A 19141-nucleotide genomic window follows, 5' to 3' on the forward strand; every position below is an offset into this window, starting at 1 on the left:
ACGGGCCGGAGCGACATGGCGCGCTCCGGCCCGTTTACGGCACCCGCACGGCCGTACGCTGCTCAGACTGACGCGTCCGTATATCGGGATCGGGTCAGCCGAGTTGCCTGCTTGTAAACGCGGTTGCTGCGCGTTTGTACGTTTATGCCGCGCCCGCTGCGTGATCGTCCGGGGTCACCACCTGCTTCTCCTCCGCGAAGTGGCAGGCCGAGTCGTGGGCCGCCGGGCCGGGGGCGTGGCGGAACCCGGCGGGCACCGCCAGTGGGGGGACCTCCCGTGCGCAGCGTTCCCGGGCCTTCCAGCAGCGGGTGCGGAAGCGGCAGCCGGACGGGATGTGCGTCGGGGACGGCACGTCATCCGCGAGGATGATCCGCTCCCGGTGTTCTCGGGCCTCGGGGTCGGGTACGGGGACCGCGGACAGCAGCGCCTGGGTGTAGGGGTGGGTGGGGTGGTCGTAGATCTCGGCGTCCTTGCCGATTTCGACGATCCGGCCCAGGTACATCACCCCGACCCGGTCGGAGATGTGCCGGACGATCGACAGGTCGTGGGCGATGAAGACGTACGAGAGGCCGAACTCGTCCTGCAGGCTTGCCATCAGGTTGATGACCTGTGCCTGCACGGACACGTCCAGCGCCGACACCGGCTCGTCGGCGACGATGACCTCGGGGCGCAGGGCCAGCCCCCGGGCGATGCCGATGCGCTGGCGCTGGCCGCCGGAGAACTGGTGCGGGTAGCGGTTGATGTACTCGGGGTTGAGGCCGACGACGTCGAGGAGGTCCTGGACCCTGCGGCGACGGTCGCCCTTCGGCGCCACCTCGGGGTGGATGTCGTACGGCTCCCCGATGATGTCGCCCACCGTCATCCGGGGGTTGAGCGAGGTGTAGGGGTCCTGGAAGACCATCTGGATGTTGCGTCGTACGGCCTTCAGGGCGCGGCCGGACAGCTTGCCGATGTCCTCGCCCTTGTACCTGATCGAACCGGCCGTCGGCTTCTCCAGGTTGACCAGCATCCTGGCGACCGTCGACTTGCCGCAGCCGGACTCGCCGACGATGCCGAGGGTTTCGCCGCGACACAGGGCGAAGTCGACACCGTCGACCGCCTTCACCGCGCCGACCTGCTTCCTGAAGAGGACGCCCGTGGTGAGCGGGTAGTGCTTGACCAGCCCGCTCACCTCCAGAATCGGCTCAGCCATACAGGCACTCCGTCCAGAAGTGGCATGCGCTCCCGCGGTCGTCGGAGACCTCGTACAGCGGGGGTACGTCCGTCCGGCACATGTCCTGGGCCATCGGGCAGCGCGGGTTGAAGGCGCAGCCCGGCGGGATGTGCATGAGGTTGGGAGGCAGGCCCTTGATGGCGCAGAGCTCCTGGCCCTTCTGGTCCAGGCGCGGGATGGAGTCCAGCAGGCCGCGGGTGTACGGATGGGCCGGCGCCTTGTAGATGTCGTGCACCGGCGCCGACTCCACGATCCGGCCCGCGTACATGACGGCGATCCGGTCGGCGACGTCCGCGACCACGCCGAGGTCGTGGGTGATGAGGATGAGCCCCATGTTGTACTCGCGCTGCAACTCGGCGAGCAGGTCCATGACCTGGGCCTGAACGGTCACGTCCAGGGCCGTCGTCGGTTCGTCGGCGATGATCAGCGCGGGTTCCAGGGCCAGCGCCATCGCGATCATGATGCGCTGGCGCATACCGCCGGAGAACTGGTGCGGGTACTGCTTCACCCGCTCCCTGGCGCCGGGGATGCGGACCCGGTCCATCAGCTCGACCGCCTTGGCCCGCGCGTCCTTCCGTGACATCCCCCGGTGCACGACGAACATTTCGCCGAGCTGGTCGCCGACGGAGAGCACGGGGTTCAACGACGACAGCGCGTCCTGGAAGATCATCGCCATCTCCGCACCGCGGATCTTCCGCCGTTCCTCCTCCTCGAGCCGCAGCAGGTCCTGGCCCTGGAAGAGGATCTGGCCGCCGGTGATCCGCCCCGGCGGCATGTCGAGGATGCCCATGATCGCCTGTGCGGTGACCGACTTGCCGGAGCCGGACTCGCCGAGCACGGCCAGGGTCTCGCCCGCGTCCACGCCGTAGTCGACGCCGTTGACGGCCCTGGCGACCCCGTCCCGGGTCCGGAACTCCACGTGCAGGTCACGCACTTCGAGCAGCATGACGGCGGCTCACCTCAGCTTCGGGTCGAGGGCGTCGCGCACCGCGTCGCCGAGCATGATGAACGCGAGCACGGTGAGCGCGAGCGCTCCGGCCGGCCACAGCAGCATGTGCGGGGCCTGCCGGATGTAGGCGGAGGCCGAGGAGATGTCGATCCCCCAGCTGACCGTCGGCGGCTTCAGTCCGACGCCGAGGTACGACAGGGTCGCCTCCAGCGCGATGTAGGTGCCGAGCGCGATGGTCGCCACGACGATCACCGGTGCGACCGCGTTGGGTGTGATGTGCCGCAGGAGCAGCCGGGAGTTGGAGGCGCCGAGCGCCCTGGCGGCCTGCACGTAGTCGTTCTGCCTGGCGGTGACGACCGAGCTGCGGGCGATCCGGGAGATCTGCGGCCAGCCCAGCAGCACCATGAAGCCGATGACCGGCCAGACCGTGTTGCTGGTGACGACGGACAACAGGACCAGGCCGCCGAGGACGACCGGGATCGCGAAGAAGACGTCGGTGACCCGGGACAGGAGCGAGTCCCAGAACCCGCCGAAGAACCCGGCGAGCCCGCCGAGCACCGAGCCGAGCAGGGACACCCCGAGCGTGGCGCAGACGCCGACCGTGACGGACGTACGGGCCCCGTAGACGGTGCGGGTGTAGACGTCGCAGCCCTGGCCGTCGTAGCCGAACGGCGCACCGGGCTGGGAGCCCTCCTGGGCCTTGGCGAGGTCGCACTTGAGGGGGTTGCCGGAGGCGATCAGGGACGGCCACAGGGAGATGACGACGAGGAAGACGATGACCAGGGCCGAGATGACGAAGACCGGGTTGCGGCGCAGGTCGCGCCAGGCGTCGGACCACAGAGAGCGGGCCTTGTGGGAGGGGTCCGAGCCGTCCCGGCCGGCGGGACGCTTCTCCAGCGTCCCGCTCTCGCTCGCGGCCAGGTCCATGGCACCGCCCATGCCGGTCGCGGCGATCGCACTTTCGGGTTCCCTGGGCTCAGGCATAACGGATCCTGGGGTCGAGGACGGCGTACAGGAGGTCGACGATCAGGTTGGCGACCAGGAACACCAGGACCAGGACCGTCACGAAGCCGACGACGGTCTGGGTGTTCTGGCGGAGGATGCCCTGGTAGAGCTGGTAGCCGACGCCGTGGATGTTGAAGATGCGCTCGGTGACGATCGCGCCTCCCATCAGCGCTCCGATGTCGGTGCCGATGAAGGTGACGACGGGGATGAGCGAGTTGCGCAGCAGGTGCCGGGTGATCACCCGGCGACGCGGCAGCCCCTTCGCGACCGCCGTACGGACGTAGTCGGACCGCTTGTTCTCCGCGATGGAGGTGCGGGTCAGCCGGGTCACGTAGGCGAGGGAGACCGAGGCGAGGACCAGGCCCGGCACGATCAGCTCGCCGAAGGTGGCGTCCGTCGACACCGACGGTTTGATCCAGCCCCATTCGACGCCGAGCAGGAGCTGGAGCAGCAGGCCGGTGACGAAGGTGGGGACGGAGATCACGACGAGGGTGAACGTCAGGACCGAGGTGTCGACGGGCCGGCCGCGGCGCAGGCCCGTGATCACGCCCAACGTGATGCCGATGACGATCTCGAAGAGGATGGCGACGATCGTCAGCCGGATGGTGACCGGGAAGGCCGTCGCCATCAGCTCGGTGACTTCCTGGCCGTTGAAGGCGGTACCGAAGTCGCCGGTGAAGACGTTCCCCATGTAGGTCAGGTATTGCTGCCAGACCGGCTTGTCGAGGCCGAACTCCTTCTCCAGCTGGGCGGCCGTCGCCGGGTCGCACTGCCGCTCCCCGCACAGGCCCGCGATGGGGTCGCCCATCACGTTCACCATGAGGAAGATCAGCAGGGTGGCCCCGATGAAGACCGGGATCATCTGGAGCAGCCGCCGGACGACGTACCGTCCCATCGACGCTCAGCCGACCTTGATCTCGTTGTAGACCGGGACGCTGAAGGGGTTGAGCCTCACGTTGGAGAGCCGGTCCGAGTAGCCGGCGCTGCCGTTCTGGTACCAGAGCGGGATGGCGCCCATGTTGTCCCGGAGAACCTCCTCGGCCTGCTGGAACTTCTTCACCGCCGTCGCCGTGTCGGTCGCGGCGTTGGCCTCGTCGACGAGTCTGTCGAACTCCTTGTTGGTCCACTTGCCGTCGTTGGAGGAGGCGTTGGTGTAGTAGAGCGGCTGCAGGAAGTTCTGGATCAGCGGGTAGTCCATCTGCCAGCCGGCGCGGAACGGGCCGGGCATCTTCCGGTCGGTGATCTGGTTGCGGAAGTCGGCGAAGGTGCCGAACGGGTTGCCGACGCACGCCTTGTCGTTGTCGAGGGCGTTGTTGATGGAGTTGCAGACCGCGTCGACCCACTCCTTGTGGGAGCCGGTGTCCGCGTTGTACGTGATCTTGACCTGGCCGCCGGGGAGGCCGCCGCCCTCCTCGATCAGCTTCTTGGCCGCGTCGGCGTCGTACTCGCAGGCGTCCCCGCACGGGCCCTGTTTGAAGCCACCCTCCTCGCCGAGCACGGGGGAGGTCCAGTCGGTGGCGGGGATGCGGGTCTTCTGGAAGATCGTGTCGGTGATCTGCTCGCGGTTGATCGCCCGGGACAGTCCGGTGCGGACCTTCTCCATGCCGGGCTTGTTCCACTTGGGGTCGTAGAACGGGAAGGCGAGGGTCTGGATGATGCCCGCCGGGGCGTTGATGTACCGGTCGCCGAGGTCGCTCTTGGCGTTCTTGAGCTGGGCGGCGGGAACGTCGTCGACGAGGTCGAGGTTGCCGGCCATCAGGTCGGTGTAGGCGGTGTTGTTGTCGGTGTAGACCTTCAGGTCCACGCCGCCGTTCTGCGCCTTGTCCGCGCCGGGGTAGCCGTCCCAGGCCCGCAGCGACATCTGCGAGCCCCTGGTGTACGAGTCGATCACGTACGGCCCGTTGCCGACCGGCTTCTTCACCCAGGCGTCGTGGTCGTCGAAGAAGGCCCGCGGGAGCGGGGCGAAGGCGGGATAGCCGAGGGTGTCGGGGAACATCGAGAACTTCTGGTTGAGCCTGACGGTGAAGGTCGTGTCGTCGACGACCTTGAGGCCGGAGAGCGTGTCGGCGCTCTGCTTGCCGCCGCCCTCGGGGTGGGTCTTGTCGTAGCCCTCGATGTAGCCGAAGAAGTACGCGTTCTTCTGGTTGTTCTTCAGGCTCGCGCCGTAGTTCCAGGCGTCGACGAAGGACTTGGCGGTGACCTTCTCGCCGTTGCTGAAGGTCCAGCCGTCCTTGATGGTGATGGTGAAGTTCCGCGAGTCCGAGGTGTCGATCTGCTCGGCGAGCATGTCGGTGGCCTCGCCGGTCCGAGGGTCGTACCGCTTCAGGCTCCGGAAGATCATGTCGAGGACCTTGCCGCCCTGCACCTCGTTGGTGTTGGCCGGCTCCAGCGGGTTCTGCGGGTCTCCCCAGGAGGAACTGAGCACCGCGCCGGTGTCACCCGCGCTGCCACTCCCCCCGCCCCCGCAAGCCGTCGCCGCGAGGGCTGCCGCCGCCGCGCAGGCGACCCATGTGGCGTGCGTGGCTCCACGCATGGAGTGCCTCCTATGAAATGCCCTGTGGCGCCGACGCTCGGGCGCCGATCCGTTATCGGTAAATATCCGGGCAAACAGGAGATGCCGCACACGGGCTCGACCCTTTGGAGGGACGGGTCATCCGGATGCACGCGTCCGGTCGGGGCGACGAAACGGACGTTCCGTTTCGGGAGCAGTGGATCTTCACCACGGGGCGCAATGGATCTTCACGAAGCGATGCCGAACCGTTGGAAAAGAACCTCCTGGTGTACGCATTCCGACACTGAGGCGTCCGTATATCGAACTCATTGCCTGATTGATCCGATTGGCCGGATGTAAGACACGAGTCGATCACGACGCGCTACACGCGTAGCTACGGGATGGTCATGTAGAGGTAAAGAAGGTAAAGAGAAACCCAAGTCGACCCAGATTTTATTGACCTTGAACGAATTGCGTTGAAAAAGTCCGGCGTAGCCCGTAGGGGAGTGCCCTGCGGAGTCATCAGACTTTCCCGTGGGCCAGGAGCACCATGACCCCCCCCTCTCCATCTGCGGCTGCCCCGCTCGAGGTGACCGACGAAACCGTCGAGAAGCCGGCGGCGTCCCCCACCCTCAAGGGCGCCGAGAGCCGCTCCCCGGGCCGCCTCGCCTGGACCCGGTTCAAGCGGGACCGGACGGGCGTGATTTCCGCCTACATCGTGATCTTCTTCTTCGTGATCGCGATCTGCGCCCCGCTGATCTCCGCGCTGTACGGCAAGGACCCGTACACGCTCTACGGCCAGGAGCAGGCCGGCCTGCTGAACGAGGCCGGCTTCCCCATCAAGCCGAACGGCGGCATCGACGGCGACTTCTGGTTCGGCATCGAGCCGGCCCTGGGCCGTGACGTCTTCACCTTCCTCCTCTACGGCATCCGCACCTCACTGATGATCGCGACGGCCACCACGGTCCTGGTCACGATCATCGGCGTGGTCATCGGCATCACCGCCGGCTACCTCGGCGGCAAGACCGACTACCTCATCGGCCGGATCATCGACATCCTGCTGTCGTTCCCGTCCACGCTGTTCTTCATCGCCTTCATGCCCGTCGTGTACGGCGTGTTCGTCGCGCCCGACGACGACATCCCCACCTCGCTGCGGGCCACCTGCCTGATCCTCGTCCTCACGGCCTTCGGATGGGCGTCCATCGCCCGTCTCCTGCGCGGCCAGGTACTGGCCCTGCGGGAGCGGGAGTTCGTGGAGGCGGCGAAGGTGACCGGGGCCTCGCCGGCCCGCATCATCTTCAAGGAACTGCTGCCCAACCTGTGGACTCCGATCCTGATCCAGTCCACCCTCGCCCTCCCGGCCTTCGTGACCGCGGAGGCGGGCCTCGCCTTCCTCGGCGTCGGCATCATCGACCCGACCCCGGACTGGGGCGTGATGATCCAGCGCGGTGCGCAGTTCTACACGGACGACATCACCTTCATGATCTTCCCGGGCGTCTCGATGATTCTCTTCGTCCTGGCGTTCAACCTCCTCGGCGATTCGGTCCGCGACGCACTCGACCCGAAGTCCAAGCGCTGAGTCACACGTCGGCCCGGTCGTCGTCGTCCGGAAACCGGCAGCTCGTAGCCCGTCTCTCTCATCCATCACGTCTAGGCAGGTAGCCATGTCCTTTTCCCGCAGAAACTTCCTGATAGCCACCACCGTGGCTGCAGGTGCGTCCACCGTTCTGAGCGCGTGCAGCAGCGGCAACGCCGATGGTGGCAGCGGTGGCACGACCAAGGCTCCCCAGGGCAAGGCCGCCAAGATCGACGTCGGCACCAAGGCGGACTCCGCGGGCCCCGCCCCGGAGATGCCGGGCGCGGTCAAGGGCGGCACGATCTACACGCTCGACCAGATCGACTTCGACCACCTGGACCCGGCACAGATCTACTCGTCGTACACGGGTGCCGGCTCGGTCCTGTTCCTGCGCGGTCTGACCGGCTACCGGGTCGACGCCAAGGGCAACACCACCCTGGTCGGCGACCTCGCCACCGACGCGGGCACCGTGAAGGACGGCGGCAAGACCTGGTCCTTCACCCTGAAGGACGGCGTGAAGTGGGAGGACGGCGCCGACGTCACCATCGACGACGTCCGCCACAGCTTCGAGCGCCTCTTCGCGGACTTCGTCACCGAGGGCCCCCGCTACCCGCAGAACTGGCTCGAGGGCGGCGACAAGTACAAGGGTCCCTACGACGGCAAGCACCTGTCGTCGATCGAGGTCGACGGCAGCACCATCACCTTCCGCCTCAAGGAGGCGCACGCCGACTTCCCGTTCATGCTGGCCATGCGCGGCTTCGCGATCGTGCCGAAGAAGCACGACACGCAGAAGAAGTACGACAAGCGCCCCTACTCCTGCGGCCCGTACAAGATCCAGTCCCGCAGCGTCGACAAGTCGCTGACCCTGGTGCGCAACGAGCACTGGGACGCCGCCAAGGACCCGTGCCGCAACGGCTACCCCGACAAGGTCGTCATGCAGTTCGGCTTCCAGTCGCTGGCCTCCACGGACCGCTACATCGCGGACTCGGGCAACGACCAGTTCTCGCTCTCCCTGCTCAACGAGGTCGCCCCCGAGCGCATCACGAAGGTGCTCGGCGACGCCACGCTGAAGAAGCGCGTGCTGACCCAGGTCGACACGACCTGCTACTACTTCCCGATCAACCTGACCCGCGTCAAGGACGTCAAGGTCCGCCAGGCGCTCAACTGGGCGTGGCCCGCGGCGCAGCTGAAGCAGCTGCGCGGTGGTTCGGCCGTCACCTCGACCGCCACCACCATCATCAGCCCGCTCACCCCGGGCCACGTGGACTTCGACCTGTACGGCAAGAAGACCAAGCCGATGGGCGACCCGGAGAAGGCCAAGGCGCTGCTGAAGGAGGCCGGTGCCGAGGGCCAGAAGATCGTCATCGCCTTCCAGCAGTCCGACCAGGCCGTCAAGTCGGCCGTCACCATCAAGACCGCGCTCACCAAGGCCGGCTTCGACGTGGTGACCCAGCAGGTCGACAAGACGACCTTCTACAGCCAGATCGGCCAGCTGGACAACAAGTTCGACATGTTCGCCGCGGGCTGGGGCCCGGACTGGCCGGCCGGTTACGCGGTCATCCAGCCCTGCTGGGACGGCAGCCAGATCTCCGACGGCGGCGTCAACTGGTCGCAGCTGAACAACACGAGCGTGAACAAGGCCATCGCCGCGGCCACCGCCATCACCGACGCGGACAAGGCCAACGCGGCCTGGGGCGCGATCGACAAGCAGATCATGGAGATGGCGGCCTGCGTCCCGGACTACAACCCGGTCCGCAACTACTTCTACGGTTCCAAGGTCGGCGGCGTCATCTACAACGCCGGTGACACCTGCGTCGCCATCGGCAAGGTCTTCGCCAAGGCCTGACGTTTCCTCGGGGCGGCGGTCCTCGCGACCGCCGCCCCGGCCCCGTCCACGCTCCCCACACCCCCGGCGACGGCGCCCCGTCCGGAAAGCCCTCACCCATGTTCCGTTTCCTGATCCGTCGAGTGCTCGGCGCGCTCGTCATTCTGCTGATCATCAGCGCCGTCACCTTCTTCCTGTTCTACGCCATCCCGCGCGACCCGGCGCGGATGGCCTGCGGCAAGGTCTGTGACGCCCAACTGCTCGCGCAGGTACGGCAGAACCTCGGGATCGCCGATCCGATGCCGGTCCAGTACTGGCACTGGCTGCAGGGCATCTTCGTGGGCCGTGAGTACACGGGCGTCGGGAACTGCGACGCACCCTGCCTCGGCTACTCGTTCGCCAACAGCGAGCCGGTCTTCCAGACGATCATGGACCGTTTCCCGACGACGCTGTCCCTCGCCTTCGGTGCGGCCTTCTTCTTCCTGATCATCGGTGTCGGCGCGGGCATGCTGGCCGCGGTCAAGCAGGGCACGGCCCTGGACAAGATCGCCAGCTCGGTCTCGCTGCTCGGCTCGTCGATGCAGATCTACTTCGTCGGCTACATCGCGATGTTCTTCCTGGTCCAGCAGGCCGGAATCCTGAGCCAGCCCTCGTACACCCCGGTCACCGAGAACCCGGGCGCCTGGGTCTCGGGCCTCCTGCTGCCGTGGCTCGTGCTGTCCATCATCTTCACGGCCAACTACACGCGCATGACCCGCTCGCAGCTGGTGGAGCAGCTGAGCGAGGACTACGTCCGCACGGCCCGGGCCAAGGGCCTGTCCCGCCGCTCGGTCTTCTTCCGCTTCGCCTGGCGCGGTGCCATGGGTCCGATCGTGACGATCTTCGGCATCGACATGGGCACGCTGATCGGCGGCGCGATCATCACCGAGTCGACCTTCAGCCTCCAGGGCATCGGCACGCTCGCCGTCCGCGCGGTCACCGACAGCGACCTGCCTATGCTGCTCGGTGTCACGGTCGTCGCGGCCGCCGGCATCGTCTTCGCCAACATCATCGTGGACGCCGTCTACGCCCTCATCGACCCGCGGATCCGGCTCGCCTGACCTCCGCCCCAGCCCCGACCTCGCATCACCCCCCTCAGGAGCGTCCCCGTGACGAGCACCGATCAGCAGCCCTTCCTGTCCGTCAGGGACCTGAAAGTCCACTTCTCCACCGAGGACGGCATCGTCAAGGCCGTCGACGGCCTCAGCTTCGACGTCGCCAAGGGCAAGACGCTCGGCATCGTGGGCGAGTCGGGGTCCGGCAAGTCCGTCACCAACCTGACGATCCTGGGCCTGCACGACCGTGCCCGCACGGCCATCGACGGAGAGATCCTGCTCGACGGCAAGGAACTGCTCACCGCCTCCGAGAAGGAGCTGGAGCGGCTGCGCGGCAACAAGATGGCGATGATCTTCCAGGACGCCCTGGCCTCGCTGTCGCCTTACCACACCATCGGCAAGCAGATCGGTGAGACGTACCGCAAGCACACCGGCGCCTCCAAGCAGGAGGCCCGGGCGCGGGCGGTCGAGATGCTGAAGCGGGTGGGGATCCCGCAGCCGGACATGCGGGTTGACGACTACCCGCACCAGTTCTCCGGCGGTATGCGCCAGCGCGCGATGATCGCGATGGCGCTGGTGTGCGACCCCGAGCTGCTGATCGCGGACGAGCCGACCACGGCCCTCGACGTGACGGTCCAGGCGCAGATCATGGACCTCCTCAAGGATCTCCAGCAGGAGTTCGGCACGGCGATCGTCTTCATCACCCACGACCTCGGTGTCATCGCCGACATCGCGGACGACGTGCTGGTGATGTACGGCGGCCGGTGTGTGGAGCGCGGCACCAAGCGAGAGGTGCTGCGCGCCCCGCGGCACCCCTACACGCTGGGTCTGATGAACTCGATGCCGAGCCTGGACGGTCCGGTCGACGTGCCGCTGTCGCCGATCCCGGGTTCGCCGCCCTCGCTGCTCAACCCGCCCACGGGCTGCCGCTTCCACCCGCGGTGCACCTTCGCCGAGAAGGTCGCGGGCGGGCTGTGCTCGACCGAGCAGCCGGCGCTGGAGGTCGTGGAGGGCAGGGGTTCCGCCTGCCACCTCACGGCGGACCAGCGCCGGGAATTCTTCGCCGACTTCGCCGCATCACGGCACAACTGACGGACACGAGACGGGACTTCACCATCATGAGCAACGCGAACCCCCTCCTGGACGTCAGCGGCCTGACCAAACACTTCCCGATCAAGGGCGGCTTCCCGATCCGGCGCACGGTCGGCGCCGTGCAGGCCGTCGACGGGCTCGACTTCTCGGTCGCCGAGGGCGAGAGCCTGGGCCTGGTCGGCGAGTCGGGCTGCGGCAAGTCGACCACCGGACGCCTGATCACCCGGCTGTTGGAGCCGACCGGCGGCACGATCTCGTACCGCGGCCAGGACATCACGCACGCCGGCCGCAAGCAGCTCGCGCCGATCAGGTCCGAGATCCAGATGATCTTCCAGGACCCGTACGCGTCCCTGAACCCGCGGCAGACGGTCGGCAAGATCATCGCCGGCCCGATGGAGATCAACGACATCAATCCGGCGGCCGGCCGCGAGAACCGCGTCCGTGAGCTGCTGGAGATCGTCGGCCTCAACCCCGAGCACTACAACCGCTTCCCGCACGAGTTCTCCGGCGGCCAGCGCCAACGCATCGGTGTGGCAAGGGCGTTGGCCCTGGAGCCGAAGCTGATCGTGGCCGACGAGCCGGTGTCCGCGCTGGACGTGTCGATCCAGGCGCAGGTCGTGAACCTGCTCCAGCAGGTCCAGAAGGACCTGGGCATCGCCTTCGTCTTCATCGCCCACGACCTGGCGATCGTCCGCCACTTCTCCCAGCGCGTGGCGGTCATGTACCTCGGCAAGATCGTCGAGATCGCCGACCGCGAGGACCTCTACGGCAATCCGCGCCACCCTTACACGAGGGCCCTGCTGTCCGCCGTGCCCGAGGCCACCGCGGACGACGTGCCGGCCCGTGAGCGCATCCTCCTCAAGGGCGACGTGCCCTCCCCGATCAACCCGCCCTCCGGCTGCCGCTTCCGCACCCGCTGCTGGAAGGCGACGGACAAGTGCGCGAGCGAGGCCCCGCCGCTGGTCCAGGTCGAGGGCAACAAGCCCGGCCACCTCACGGCCTGCCACTATCCCGAGGCGGCGGACACGGTCCCTGCTCCCCGCCTCTCCAAGGACCCCCAGGCGGCGGCCTGACAACACCCCAATTCCGTCAGCCGCCTCCTTACGGACCGGGCTTTCCCGGCCCATTGACCCGAGCCCACGAACGTCCGGTCCAGGGGACGAAGGCCCGCGCCCACCCAGGCGCGGGCCTTCACTCTTGACGGCTGCAGGGGGTCCCAGGGGCGGAGGCCTCCGGACCGACGGCGAAGACCACCACCGTACGGGCGCCCCCGAACCTCACACTCCCGTCGTCCCGTCGACCAGTTCCCGCACGATGTCCAGGTGCCCGTTGTGCCGGGCCGTCTCCTCGATCAGGTGGAGGAGGATCCAGCGGAGGTCGACCTGCCGGCCGCCGCTGTTCGAGCGCTTGGCCTTGGTGTCCAGGTCGTGGGCGGCGACCAACTCGCGGTAGCGGGCGGCCTGTTCCGCGTATGCGCCGAGAACGTCGGCGAGGGGGAGGTCGACGGCGATGCGCATCTCACGGTCGGGGTCCTCGTCCGTCCAGGGACCCTCGTCCTCCTCGCCGAGGAAGACCACCTGGAACCAGAAGTACTCGACCCAGCGGAGGTGGTTGACCAGCCCGCTCAGGGTCATCAGCGGCGAGCCCGGCAGCGGGGCCTTGCGGGCGTTCTCCGGCGACACGTCCTCGCACTTGGCGCGGGCGGTGTCGCGGGCGTAGTCGAGGAAGGTGGTCAGCTGGCTGCGCTCGTCCCACGCGGGGGGAGTATCGGTTCTTGTCATCAGGGAGGATGGTCCCGGACCGGTGTCCACGTGTCGAACTATTAAGCGGATCCCCTCGTGGGCCCCCTCGTCGTTGCGGGCGGGCGCGGGCCGCCCGTCGGGCCCGGCTCAGGCCTTCCGCGCCACCAGCTCCACCTCGAACCCGTCCCGGTCCTCCAGATACCCGGCGCAGTGCTCGGCCCCGCCCGCGTACGGATGCCGGTCCGGGAACAGCAGGGTCCAGCCGTGTTCCGGCGCCGCCTCGACCAGCGCGTCGAGGGCCTCGCGGCTCGGCACGTGGAAGGCGAGATGGTTGAGGCCGGGGCGCATGCGGTCGTACGGCTCGCCGGGACGCAGTGCCGGTGACTGTTCGAGGACGAGGTACGTGTCCGCCATCCGCCAGCTGCGCCCGGCCGCCCAGCGCTGGTACTCCTCGTAGCCCAGTCGCTCCAGCAGCCATCCCCAGGAGCCGACCGCGCGCTCCAGGTCCGGCACCCACAGCTCGACGTGATGCAGCAACTTCCACCCCTTCAAGGCCGTACGAACTGGGCCGTACAAACCCCCGATCCTGTCATCCGCCGCACCCCGCTGTGGCAGACTGCCGCGGTGGTCGATCGGTCGTTCCGGGATCCCGGGCTCGCCGCGCTGTACGAGACGCTCAATCCGTGGCAGGCGGGGGACGACTTCTGCCTCGGGTTCGTGATGGCCGCCGGGTCCGTGCTGGATGTCGGCTGCGGTACCCGGACGGCTCCTCAGGCGGGCCCGGGAGACAGGGCACCGGGGGCGGCTGGTGGGGCTCGATCCGGCGGCCGCGATGCTCGTGCTCGCGCGGCGGAACGCGCCGCGGGTGGAGTGGCTGCTCGGGGATCTGCTGACGCGCGAGTGGCGCGGCGAGTTCGAACTCGTCGTGATGACCGAGCACGCGTTCCAGGTACTCGTCAGCGATGAAGAGGTGCGGCTCGCCCTGCGGGCCGTACGGGCCGCGCTCGCGGACGGGGGACGGTTCGTGTTCGAGACGCGGAACCCGGCCGCCCGCCCATGGGAGCGATGGACTCCGGAACGCGTGTACGAGATCACCGGACCGGACGGCGCTCCCGTGCTCGTGTGGCACGAGGTCGATCAGCCCGTCCTCGGGGACCGGGTGACGTTCACCGAGACCTTCGAGGGCGGACCGTGGCGGCGGACCGCGATCAGCAGGACAACCTTGCGGTTCCTCGACACCGGCGACCTGTCCCGCTTCCTCAGCGAGGAGGGCCTCAGGATCGTCGAGCAGTACGGCGACTGGGGGCGGGGACCGTGCACGCCCGCGAGCCCCGAGATCATCGTCGTGGCGCGGCCTGCCTGAGGCTCACGAAGCCCGGTTCAGCCGCCCGTACGTATATCGCCCTTGACCCTGGTGATCAGCGCGGCAAGAGCGGACGGCTCGGCGGTGATGACGGTGGCGGGGGTGTCGTTCTCGCGGAGGTGAAGGTGTCCGGTGAGGTCGAGCGCGACTTCGACGCAGGTGTCGGCTCCCCCTTCGCTGAAGCTGGACTTCTGCCACCTGAGCTGAGCCATGCGGGCCTTCCTAGAGCAGCGGATACAGGAGCCGCTGGATCAGTCCCAGCGAGTCCTTGGCGGCGTGCCCCTCGGGAGGGACCTCCGCGTCCACGGGAGGAAGCGCCACCGTCCGAAGGCTAGCGAACAGTTCTTCGTATCTGGCAAGGGCCTCGGCCTCCCCCAGATACAGCGACTTCTCGATGTGCGACACGATCACCGTGCCGAGCCGTCGCACGGAGGGGACGACGAGGGTGAACGACGTACCGAACGGCACCGGACCGTCGAACGGCAGTACCTGGACCGTCACATGAGGCAGACGGGACAGCTCGATCAACCGCTGGAGCTGCTCTCGCATGATGCCCGGATCGCCCAGGGACGGATACAGAGCGGCCTCGTGCACGATCGCGTGAAGACGCGGCGGTCGTTCGCCCGTGAGGACACGCTGACGTCGCATGCGGAACTCGACGGCGAGTTCATGCTCCTGGCGTGTGGCACGCGCGTATCCGCGCTGGTGAATGGCGTCGGCGTACGCCCGGGTCTGCAGCAGCCCCGGCACGAACATCGGCTCGTAGTTGATGACTTCGACCGCCGCGTCCTCCAGTTCCGCCAGATCGAGCAGCGAGGAACGTACACGGTCCCGGTACGCCGTCCACCAGCCCTTGCCTGATGCCTGGCCCAGCTCCATCAGCGCATCAAGGTAGGTTGCATCTTTACATCCTGCAGCCTCAGCCAACAGGCGCAGCCGTTCCGGAGACAGGGACGTTCGCCCCGACTCCACATTGCTGATGTGGGGCGCCCGCATCCGCATAGCCACAGCCGCCCCACCCGCCGTCAGCTCAGCACGCTCACGAATCGCCCGCACCTCGGCACCGAACCGCCGTTGCCGGTAGGTCGGATTGGCCCTCAGTCCCACTCGCCCCTCCTCGCTCTACACCGGAGCAGTATTCCCCAATCGCCAGCTTCCACAAGGAGGTTGTAGAATTACGACTTTTATCGCTACCTTACGTGTTGCGTCAGTCACAGCAGGCACTTAACTGGAGGCTCCCACATGCGCACGCCCGAAACCCCCCAACCCCTCTGGACGTACGGCCTGTCCATCCCCCACGACCCCCGCGCCGTCCGCGTGGTCCGGGCGACGATCCGCAGCATCCTCGCCGCCGCCAAACTCAACTGCATCGCGGACACCGTGGAACTACTCGTCTCCGAGGTCGTCACCAACGCCTACCGCCACTCCGCCATGGAGACCTACGTCAGCATGGACCGCACGCCTGACGACTTCCGCGTCACGGTGTGGGACCACGACCCCGGAACGCCGACCCTCCGCAGCCCCTCCGACCGCGACGAGCGCGGCCGTGGACTCGGCATCGTCGAGGCGTGCGCCGACCAGTGGGGCGTGCGCAGCTACCCGCACGGCAAGGCCGTGTGGTTCAGCGTCGTACCCAAGGTGAGCGGGGACGAGCCGTGAGTCGTCCACAGGCCCAGCCCGCACCGCGCCCTCGCAGGTACGCTGGCGAAGAGTGGGTAGATCGCCGTACCGCCCCAAGGAGACCGCGCATGAGCACCGCCGCACAGTCCGGCTCCGGCGACGCTGTCGCCCCCCAGCCGGCCAGCACCCCGGAGGACCTGCGGGCTGCCCTGGCACAGCTTGCGCCCGACGCCCTGCCTACGTTCGACGCCGAACGGTCCACGGCGCTCCAGCAGGCACGTGAGCAGGTCAGCGCCGCTCCCATGCGTCGCTTCGTGGGGCAATGGGCGGTGTACGCAGCACTGGAGCGGCATCCGGAGCGGGCTGCCAGGTTGCGCTCCCTGGAGGCACGCGCCGCTATCACCGAGAGCCTTGAGGAAGCCCGGATCATCACAGCCGAGATCGGCCGCATACTCGACATGGCGTGCGCGGAGGCCGGGGTCGAGCGGGCCCAGGGCGTGTGACGGCATGGGAGACGAAGAGGCCTGGCGCTGGGAGTACGACCCGGACGCCGAACACGTCGCGGCCGGCTTCCCCCAACACATCGTCGACGAGGTCGAGCGCCTGGCGGGAGAACTTGTTGCCCTCGCCGAGGTCGGGGTCGATGTGACGGACATCGGCGAGGGACGCCGGCGCGGCGTGCCCGGGGGCGTACGCCGCATCCCACTGCTGTCCGACGGCTGGTTCTACGCGCTGCCGGTGCCCCGGCTGCGCCTCATCGCGATCACGCGGATCATTCCGCCGTTCGACCACCTCTGAGCGCAATGGGCCGGGGGCCGCCACCCCCTAGACCAACAGCGCGGCACAGGCGACCGCCGCCTACTGCCGCTCCGCGTCCTCCTCCAGCGCCGCCAGCGCCGGGTCCAGGACGATGTCCTCCTCGCGGCCCTCGATCGTCGGCTCCTCCGGGAAGTGGCAGGCCGTCAGATGGCCGTCATGGTTGCCGGAGAGCCGGATCAGCGGCGGTTCCTCCGCCGCGCACTTGTCCTGCGCCTTCCAGCACCGGGTACGGAACCGGCAGCCGGAGGGCGGCGCGATGGGCGAGGGGACGTCGCCGGCCAGGCGGATGCGCTCGCGCCGGCCCGCCCCGGCGTCCGTGAGGTCCACCTCGGGTACGGCGGACAGCAGGGCGTGGGTGTAGGGGTGGCGGGGGCGGGTGTAGATGGAGGTGCGGTCGCCGACCTCGATGATCTTGCCGAGGTACATCACCGCCACGCGGTGCGAGAAGTGCCGTACCACCGCCAGGTCGTGGGCGATGAACAGGAACGCGATGCCCAGGTCCTGCTGGACCTTCTTGAGCAGGTTGACCACCTGCGCCTGGATCGACACGTCCAGCGCGGACACCGGCTCGTCGGCCACGATCAGCTTCGGCTCCAGGGCCAACGCCCTTGCCACACCGATGCGTTGGCGCTGCCCGCCGGAGAACTCGTGCGGGAAGCGGTTGTAGTGCTCGGGGTTGAGACCGACGATCTCCAGCAGCTCACGGACGCGCTTCTCGCGCCCGCCGTCCGGCTCGATCCCGTTGATCTCCATCGGACCGGAGATGATCTTGCCGACCGTCTGCCGCGGGTTCAGCGAGGAGTACGGGTCCTGGAAGATCATCTGGATCTCGGACCTGATCGGCGCGAGCTGTTTGCGGCCGGCATGGCTGATGTCCTGGCCGCGGTACGAGATCGTGCCGCCGGTCGGCTCCAACAGCCGGGTGATCAGGCGTCCGGTGGTCGACTTGCCGCAGCCCGACTCGCCGACCAGGCCGAAGCTCTCGCCGACGTTCACGGTCAGGTCGATGCCGTCGACGGCCTGCACGGCGCCGACGGTCCGCCGGATCGGGAAGCCGCCCTGGACCGGGAAGTGCTTGGTGAGCCCCTCCACCACGAGCAGCGGCTCCCCGGCGCCGCCGGTGACGGCCTCGCGCGGGGCGGGGAGGACGAGATCCTCTTTCATGACTCCTCTTTCATCTCCGTCACGACCATGTCTGCCGCGACCATGTCCGCCACTGCCGTGTTCCGCCACTGCCGTGTCCATCACTGCCGTGTCCATCACGACCATGCCCGTCACGACGATGTCGTCCTACCCCAGCCGGGGCCTGATCTCCTCGATGAAGATGGTCCGCTTCTGTTCCGCCGTGAGGTGGCAGGCCGAGTCGCGGTCCGGGCCCAGCAGCGGGCGTTCGTCCACGCAGCGCGTGCCGCCGACCCGGTCCTGGAAGGTGCAGCGGGGATGGAAGCGGCAGCCGGACGGAGGCGTGAGCAGCGACGGCGGTGCGCCGGGGATCGGCGCGAGGGGGGCGTCGAGGTCGGAGTTAAGGCGGGGCATCGAGTTCAACAGGCCCCAGGTGTACGGATGCTGGGGCGAGCGCAGCACCTCGTTCACCGTGCCGCGTTCCACCGCGCCGCCCGCGTACATCACCATGATGTCGTCGGCCATGTCGGCGATGACCCCGAGGTCGTGCGTGATGAAGACGATCGCCGTGCCGAACTCGCTCTGGAGGTCCTTCAACAGGTCCAGGATCTGCGCCTGGACGGTGACGTCCAGGGCGGTGGTCGGCTCGTCGGCGATCAGCAGGTCGGGGTCGCACACCAGCGCCATCGCGATCATCGCGCGCTGGCGCATACCGCCGGAGAACTGGTGCGGATAGTCCTTCGCCCGCTCCTTCGGGTGGGGGATGCCGACCTTGCCGAGCATCTCCACCGTGCGTTCCCAGGCCGCCTTCTTGGAGGCGCCGGTGTGCTTCATGAAGGGCTCGGCGATCTGCCGGCCCACCGTGTAGTACGGCGACAGTGCCGTCAGGGGGTCCTGGAAGATCATGGCGACCTTGTTGCCGCGCAGCTTCTCCAGCTCGGACTCCCGGGCGGTGGTCAGCTCCTGCCCCTCCAGCAGGATCTCGCCCTCGACGGTGGTGAACTTCGGGTTGTGCAGCCCGAGGATGGTCAGGTTCGTGACGGACTTGCCGGAACCCGACTCTCCGACGATGCCCAGGGTCCTGCCGCGTTGCAGGTCGAAGGAGAGCCCGTCCACGGCCTTGACGATGCCGTCCTCGGTCCTGAACCTCACGTGCAGGTCCCGCACCGACAGGAAGGCGTCCGCGTCCGCCGGGTTCGGGGATGCGGCTTCCTTGGTCAGAGTGGTCAC

At 68.0% G+C, this 19141-nt stretch carries 20 protein-coding genes; 9 read left to right on the forward strand and 11 right to left on the reverse strand.

Annotation, left to right across the window (positions count from 1 at the left end):
• Window positions 1-142: 142 nt before the first annotated feature.
• The 5 genes from KUM49_RS35655 to KUM49_RS35675 are packed head-to-tail and all read right to left on the reverse strand — an operon-like array spanning window position 143 to window position 5700.
• Window positions 143-1192: an ABC transporter ATP-binding protein gene (locus KUM49_RS35655; RefSeq protein WP_217241097.1), complete on the reverse strand. Its 1050-nt coding sequence runs from the start codon at window positions 1190-1192 to the stop codon at window positions 143-145.
• Complete coding sequence (locus KUM49_RS35660) at window positions 1185-2159, reverse strand: ABC transporter ATP-binding protein (protein ID WP_217241098.1); 975 nt, start codon at window positions 2157-2159, stop codon at window positions 1185-1187. The genes KUM49_RS35655 and KUM49_RS35660 overlap by 8 nt, the downstream gene beginning before the upstream one ends.
• 9 nt (window positions 2160-2168) lie before the next feature.
• On the reverse strand, window positions 2169-3146 hold the full coding sequence (locus tag KUM49_RS35665; protein WP_217241099.1) for an ABC transporter permease: 978 nt from the start codon (window positions 3144-3146) through the stop codon (window positions 2169-2171).
• Window positions 3139-4062: an ABC transporter permease gene (locus KUM49_RS35670; protein WP_217241100.1), complete on the reverse strand. Its 924-nt coding sequence runs from the start codon at window positions 4060-4062 to the stop codon at window positions 3139-3141. The genes KUM49_RS35665 and KUM49_RS35670 overlap by 8 nt, the downstream gene beginning before the upstream one ends.
• A gap of 6 nt (window positions 4063-4068) precedes the next feature.
• Window positions 4069-5700, reverse strand: coding sequence for an ABC transporter substrate-binding protein (locus tag KUM49_RS35675; protein ID WP_217241101.1), 1632 nt, complete (start codon window positions 5698-5700; stop codon window positions 4069-4071).
• 508 nt (window positions 5701-6208) lie between these two features.
• Here KUM49_RS35675 and KUM49_RS35680 point away from each other — a divergent pair.
• The 5 genes from KUM49_RS35680 to KUM49_RS35700 all read left to right on the forward strand — a co-directional run bounded on the left by KUM49_RS35680 (window position 6209) and on the right by KUM49_RS35700 (window position 12318).
• Window positions 6209-7237, forward strand: coding sequence for an ABC transporter permease (locus KUM49_RS35680; protein WP_217241102.1), 1029 nt, complete (start codon window positions 6209-6211; stop codon window positions 7235-7237).
• A 124-nt stretch (window positions 7238-7361) separates the two neighbouring features.
• On the forward strand, window positions 7362-9080 hold the full coding sequence (locus tag KUM49_RS35685; RefSeq protein WP_308406914.1) for an ABC transporter substrate-binding protein: 1719 nt from the start codon (window positions 7362-7364) through the stop codon (window positions 9078-9080).
• A 98-nt stretch (window positions 9081-9178) separates the two neighbouring features.
• Complete coding sequence (locus KUM49_RS35690; RefSeq protein WP_217241104.1) at window positions 9179-10159, forward strand: ABC transporter permease; 981 nt, start codon at window positions 9179-9181, stop codon at window positions 10157-10159.
• A gap of 48 nt (window positions 10160-10207) precedes the next feature.
• Window positions 10208-11245: an ABC transporter ATP-binding protein gene (locus tag KUM49_RS35695; RefSeq protein ID WP_217241105.1), complete on the forward strand. Its 1038-nt coding sequence runs from the start codon at window positions 10208-10210 to the stop codon at window positions 11243-11245.
• Window positions 11246-11271: 26 nt separating this feature from the next.
• A complete protein-coding gene (locus KUM49_RS35700; RefSeq protein ID WP_217241106.1) occupies window positions 11272-12318 on the forward strand; it encodes an ABC transporter ATP-binding protein in 1047 nt (348 codons plus the stop codon).
• A 204-nt stretch (window positions 12319-12522) separates the two neighbouring features.
• Here KUM49_RS35700 and KUM49_RS35705 read toward each other — a convergent pair whose 3' ends face one another.
• Together KUM49_RS35705 and KUM49_RS35710 are read right to left on the reverse strand one after the other, a co-directional pair.
• Window positions 12523-13026 carry a DinB family protein gene (locus KUM49_RS35705; protein WP_217241107.1) on the reverse strand — a complete coding sequence of 168 codons (504 nt, stop codon included), beginning with the start codon at window positions 13024-13026 and terminating at the stop codon, window positions 12523-12525.
• A gap of 108 nt (window positions 13027-13134) precedes the next feature.
• Complete coding sequence (locus KUM49_RS35710; protein ID WP_217241108.1) at window positions 13135-13524, reverse strand: VOC family protein; 390 nt, start codon at window positions 13522-13524, stop codon at window positions 13135-13137.
• A gap of 271 nt (window positions 13525-13795) precedes the next feature.
• On the opposite strand from KUM49_RS35710, the gene KUM49_RS35715 reads away from it, so the two are divergent.
• Window positions 13796-14350 carry a methyltransferase domain-containing protein gene (locus tag KUM49_RS35715; protein WP_308406915.1) on the forward strand — a complete coding sequence of 185 codons (555 nt, stop codon included), beginning with the start codon at window positions 13796-13798 and terminating at the stop codon, window positions 14348-14350.
• Window positions 14351-14367: 17 nt separating this feature from the next.
• Here the strand turns inward: KUM49_RS35715 and KUM49_RS35720 are convergent, their stop codons facing one another.
• Window positions 14368-14562: a DUF397 domain-containing protein gene (locus tag KUM49_RS35720; RefSeq protein ID WP_217241109.1), complete on the reverse strand. Its 195-nt coding sequence runs from the start codon at window positions 14560-14562 to the stop codon at window positions 14368-14370.
• Window positions 14563-14572: 10 nt separating this feature from the next.
• Window positions 14573-15457 (reverse strand): helix-turn-helix transcriptional regulator, encoded by an 885-nt coding sequence (locus KUM49_RS35725; protein WP_217241110.1) that lies wholly within the window; start codon window positions 15455-15457, stop codon window positions 14573-14575.
• A 135-nt stretch (window positions 15458-15592) separates the two neighbouring features.
• Between KUM49_RS35725 and KUM49_RS35730 the strand changes: the two genes are divergently transcribed.
• The 3 genes from KUM49_RS35730 (at window position 15593) to KUM49_RS35740 (ending at window position 16768) form a co-directional block, all read left to right on the forward strand.
• Window positions 15593-16009 carry an ATP-binding protein gene (locus KUM49_RS35730; RefSeq protein WP_217241111.1) on the forward strand — a complete coding sequence of 139 codons (417 nt, stop codon included), beginning with the start codon at window positions 15593-15595 and terminating at the stop codon, window positions 16007-16009.
• A gap of 89 nt (window positions 16010-16098) precedes the next feature.
• On the forward strand, window positions 16099-16473 hold the full coding sequence (locus KUM49_RS35735; RefSeq protein ID WP_217241112.1) for a DUF6247 family protein: 375 nt from the start codon (window positions 16099-16101) through the stop codon (window positions 16471-16473).
• A gap of 4 nt (window positions 16474-16477) precedes the next feature.
• Window positions 16478-16768 (forward strand): hypothetical protein, encoded by a 291-nt coding sequence (locus KUM49_RS35740; protein WP_217241113.1) that lies wholly within the window; start codon window positions 16478-16480, stop codon window positions 16766-16768.
• A gap of 60 nt (window positions 16769-16828) precedes the next feature.
• Here the strand turns inward: KUM49_RS35740 and KUM49_RS35745 are convergent, their stop codons facing one another.
• Window positions 16829-17953, reverse strand: coding sequence for an ABC transporter ATP-binding protein (locus KUM49_RS35745; protein ID WP_217241114.1), 1125 nt, complete (start codon window positions 17951-17953; stop codon window positions 16829-16831).
• Window positions 17954-18079: 126 nt separating this feature from the next.
• Window positions 18080-19141 carry an ABC transporter ATP-binding protein gene (locus KUM49_RS35750; RefSeq protein WP_217241115.1) on the reverse strand — a complete coding sequence of 354 codons (1062 nt, stop codon included), beginning with the start codon at window positions 19139-19141 and terminating at the stop codon, window positions 18080-18082.

The organism is Streptomyces sp. AC555_RSS877 (assembly GCF_019049245.1).
GTDB lineage: Bacteria > Actinomycetota > Actinomycetes > Streptomycetales > Streptomycetaceae > Streptomyces.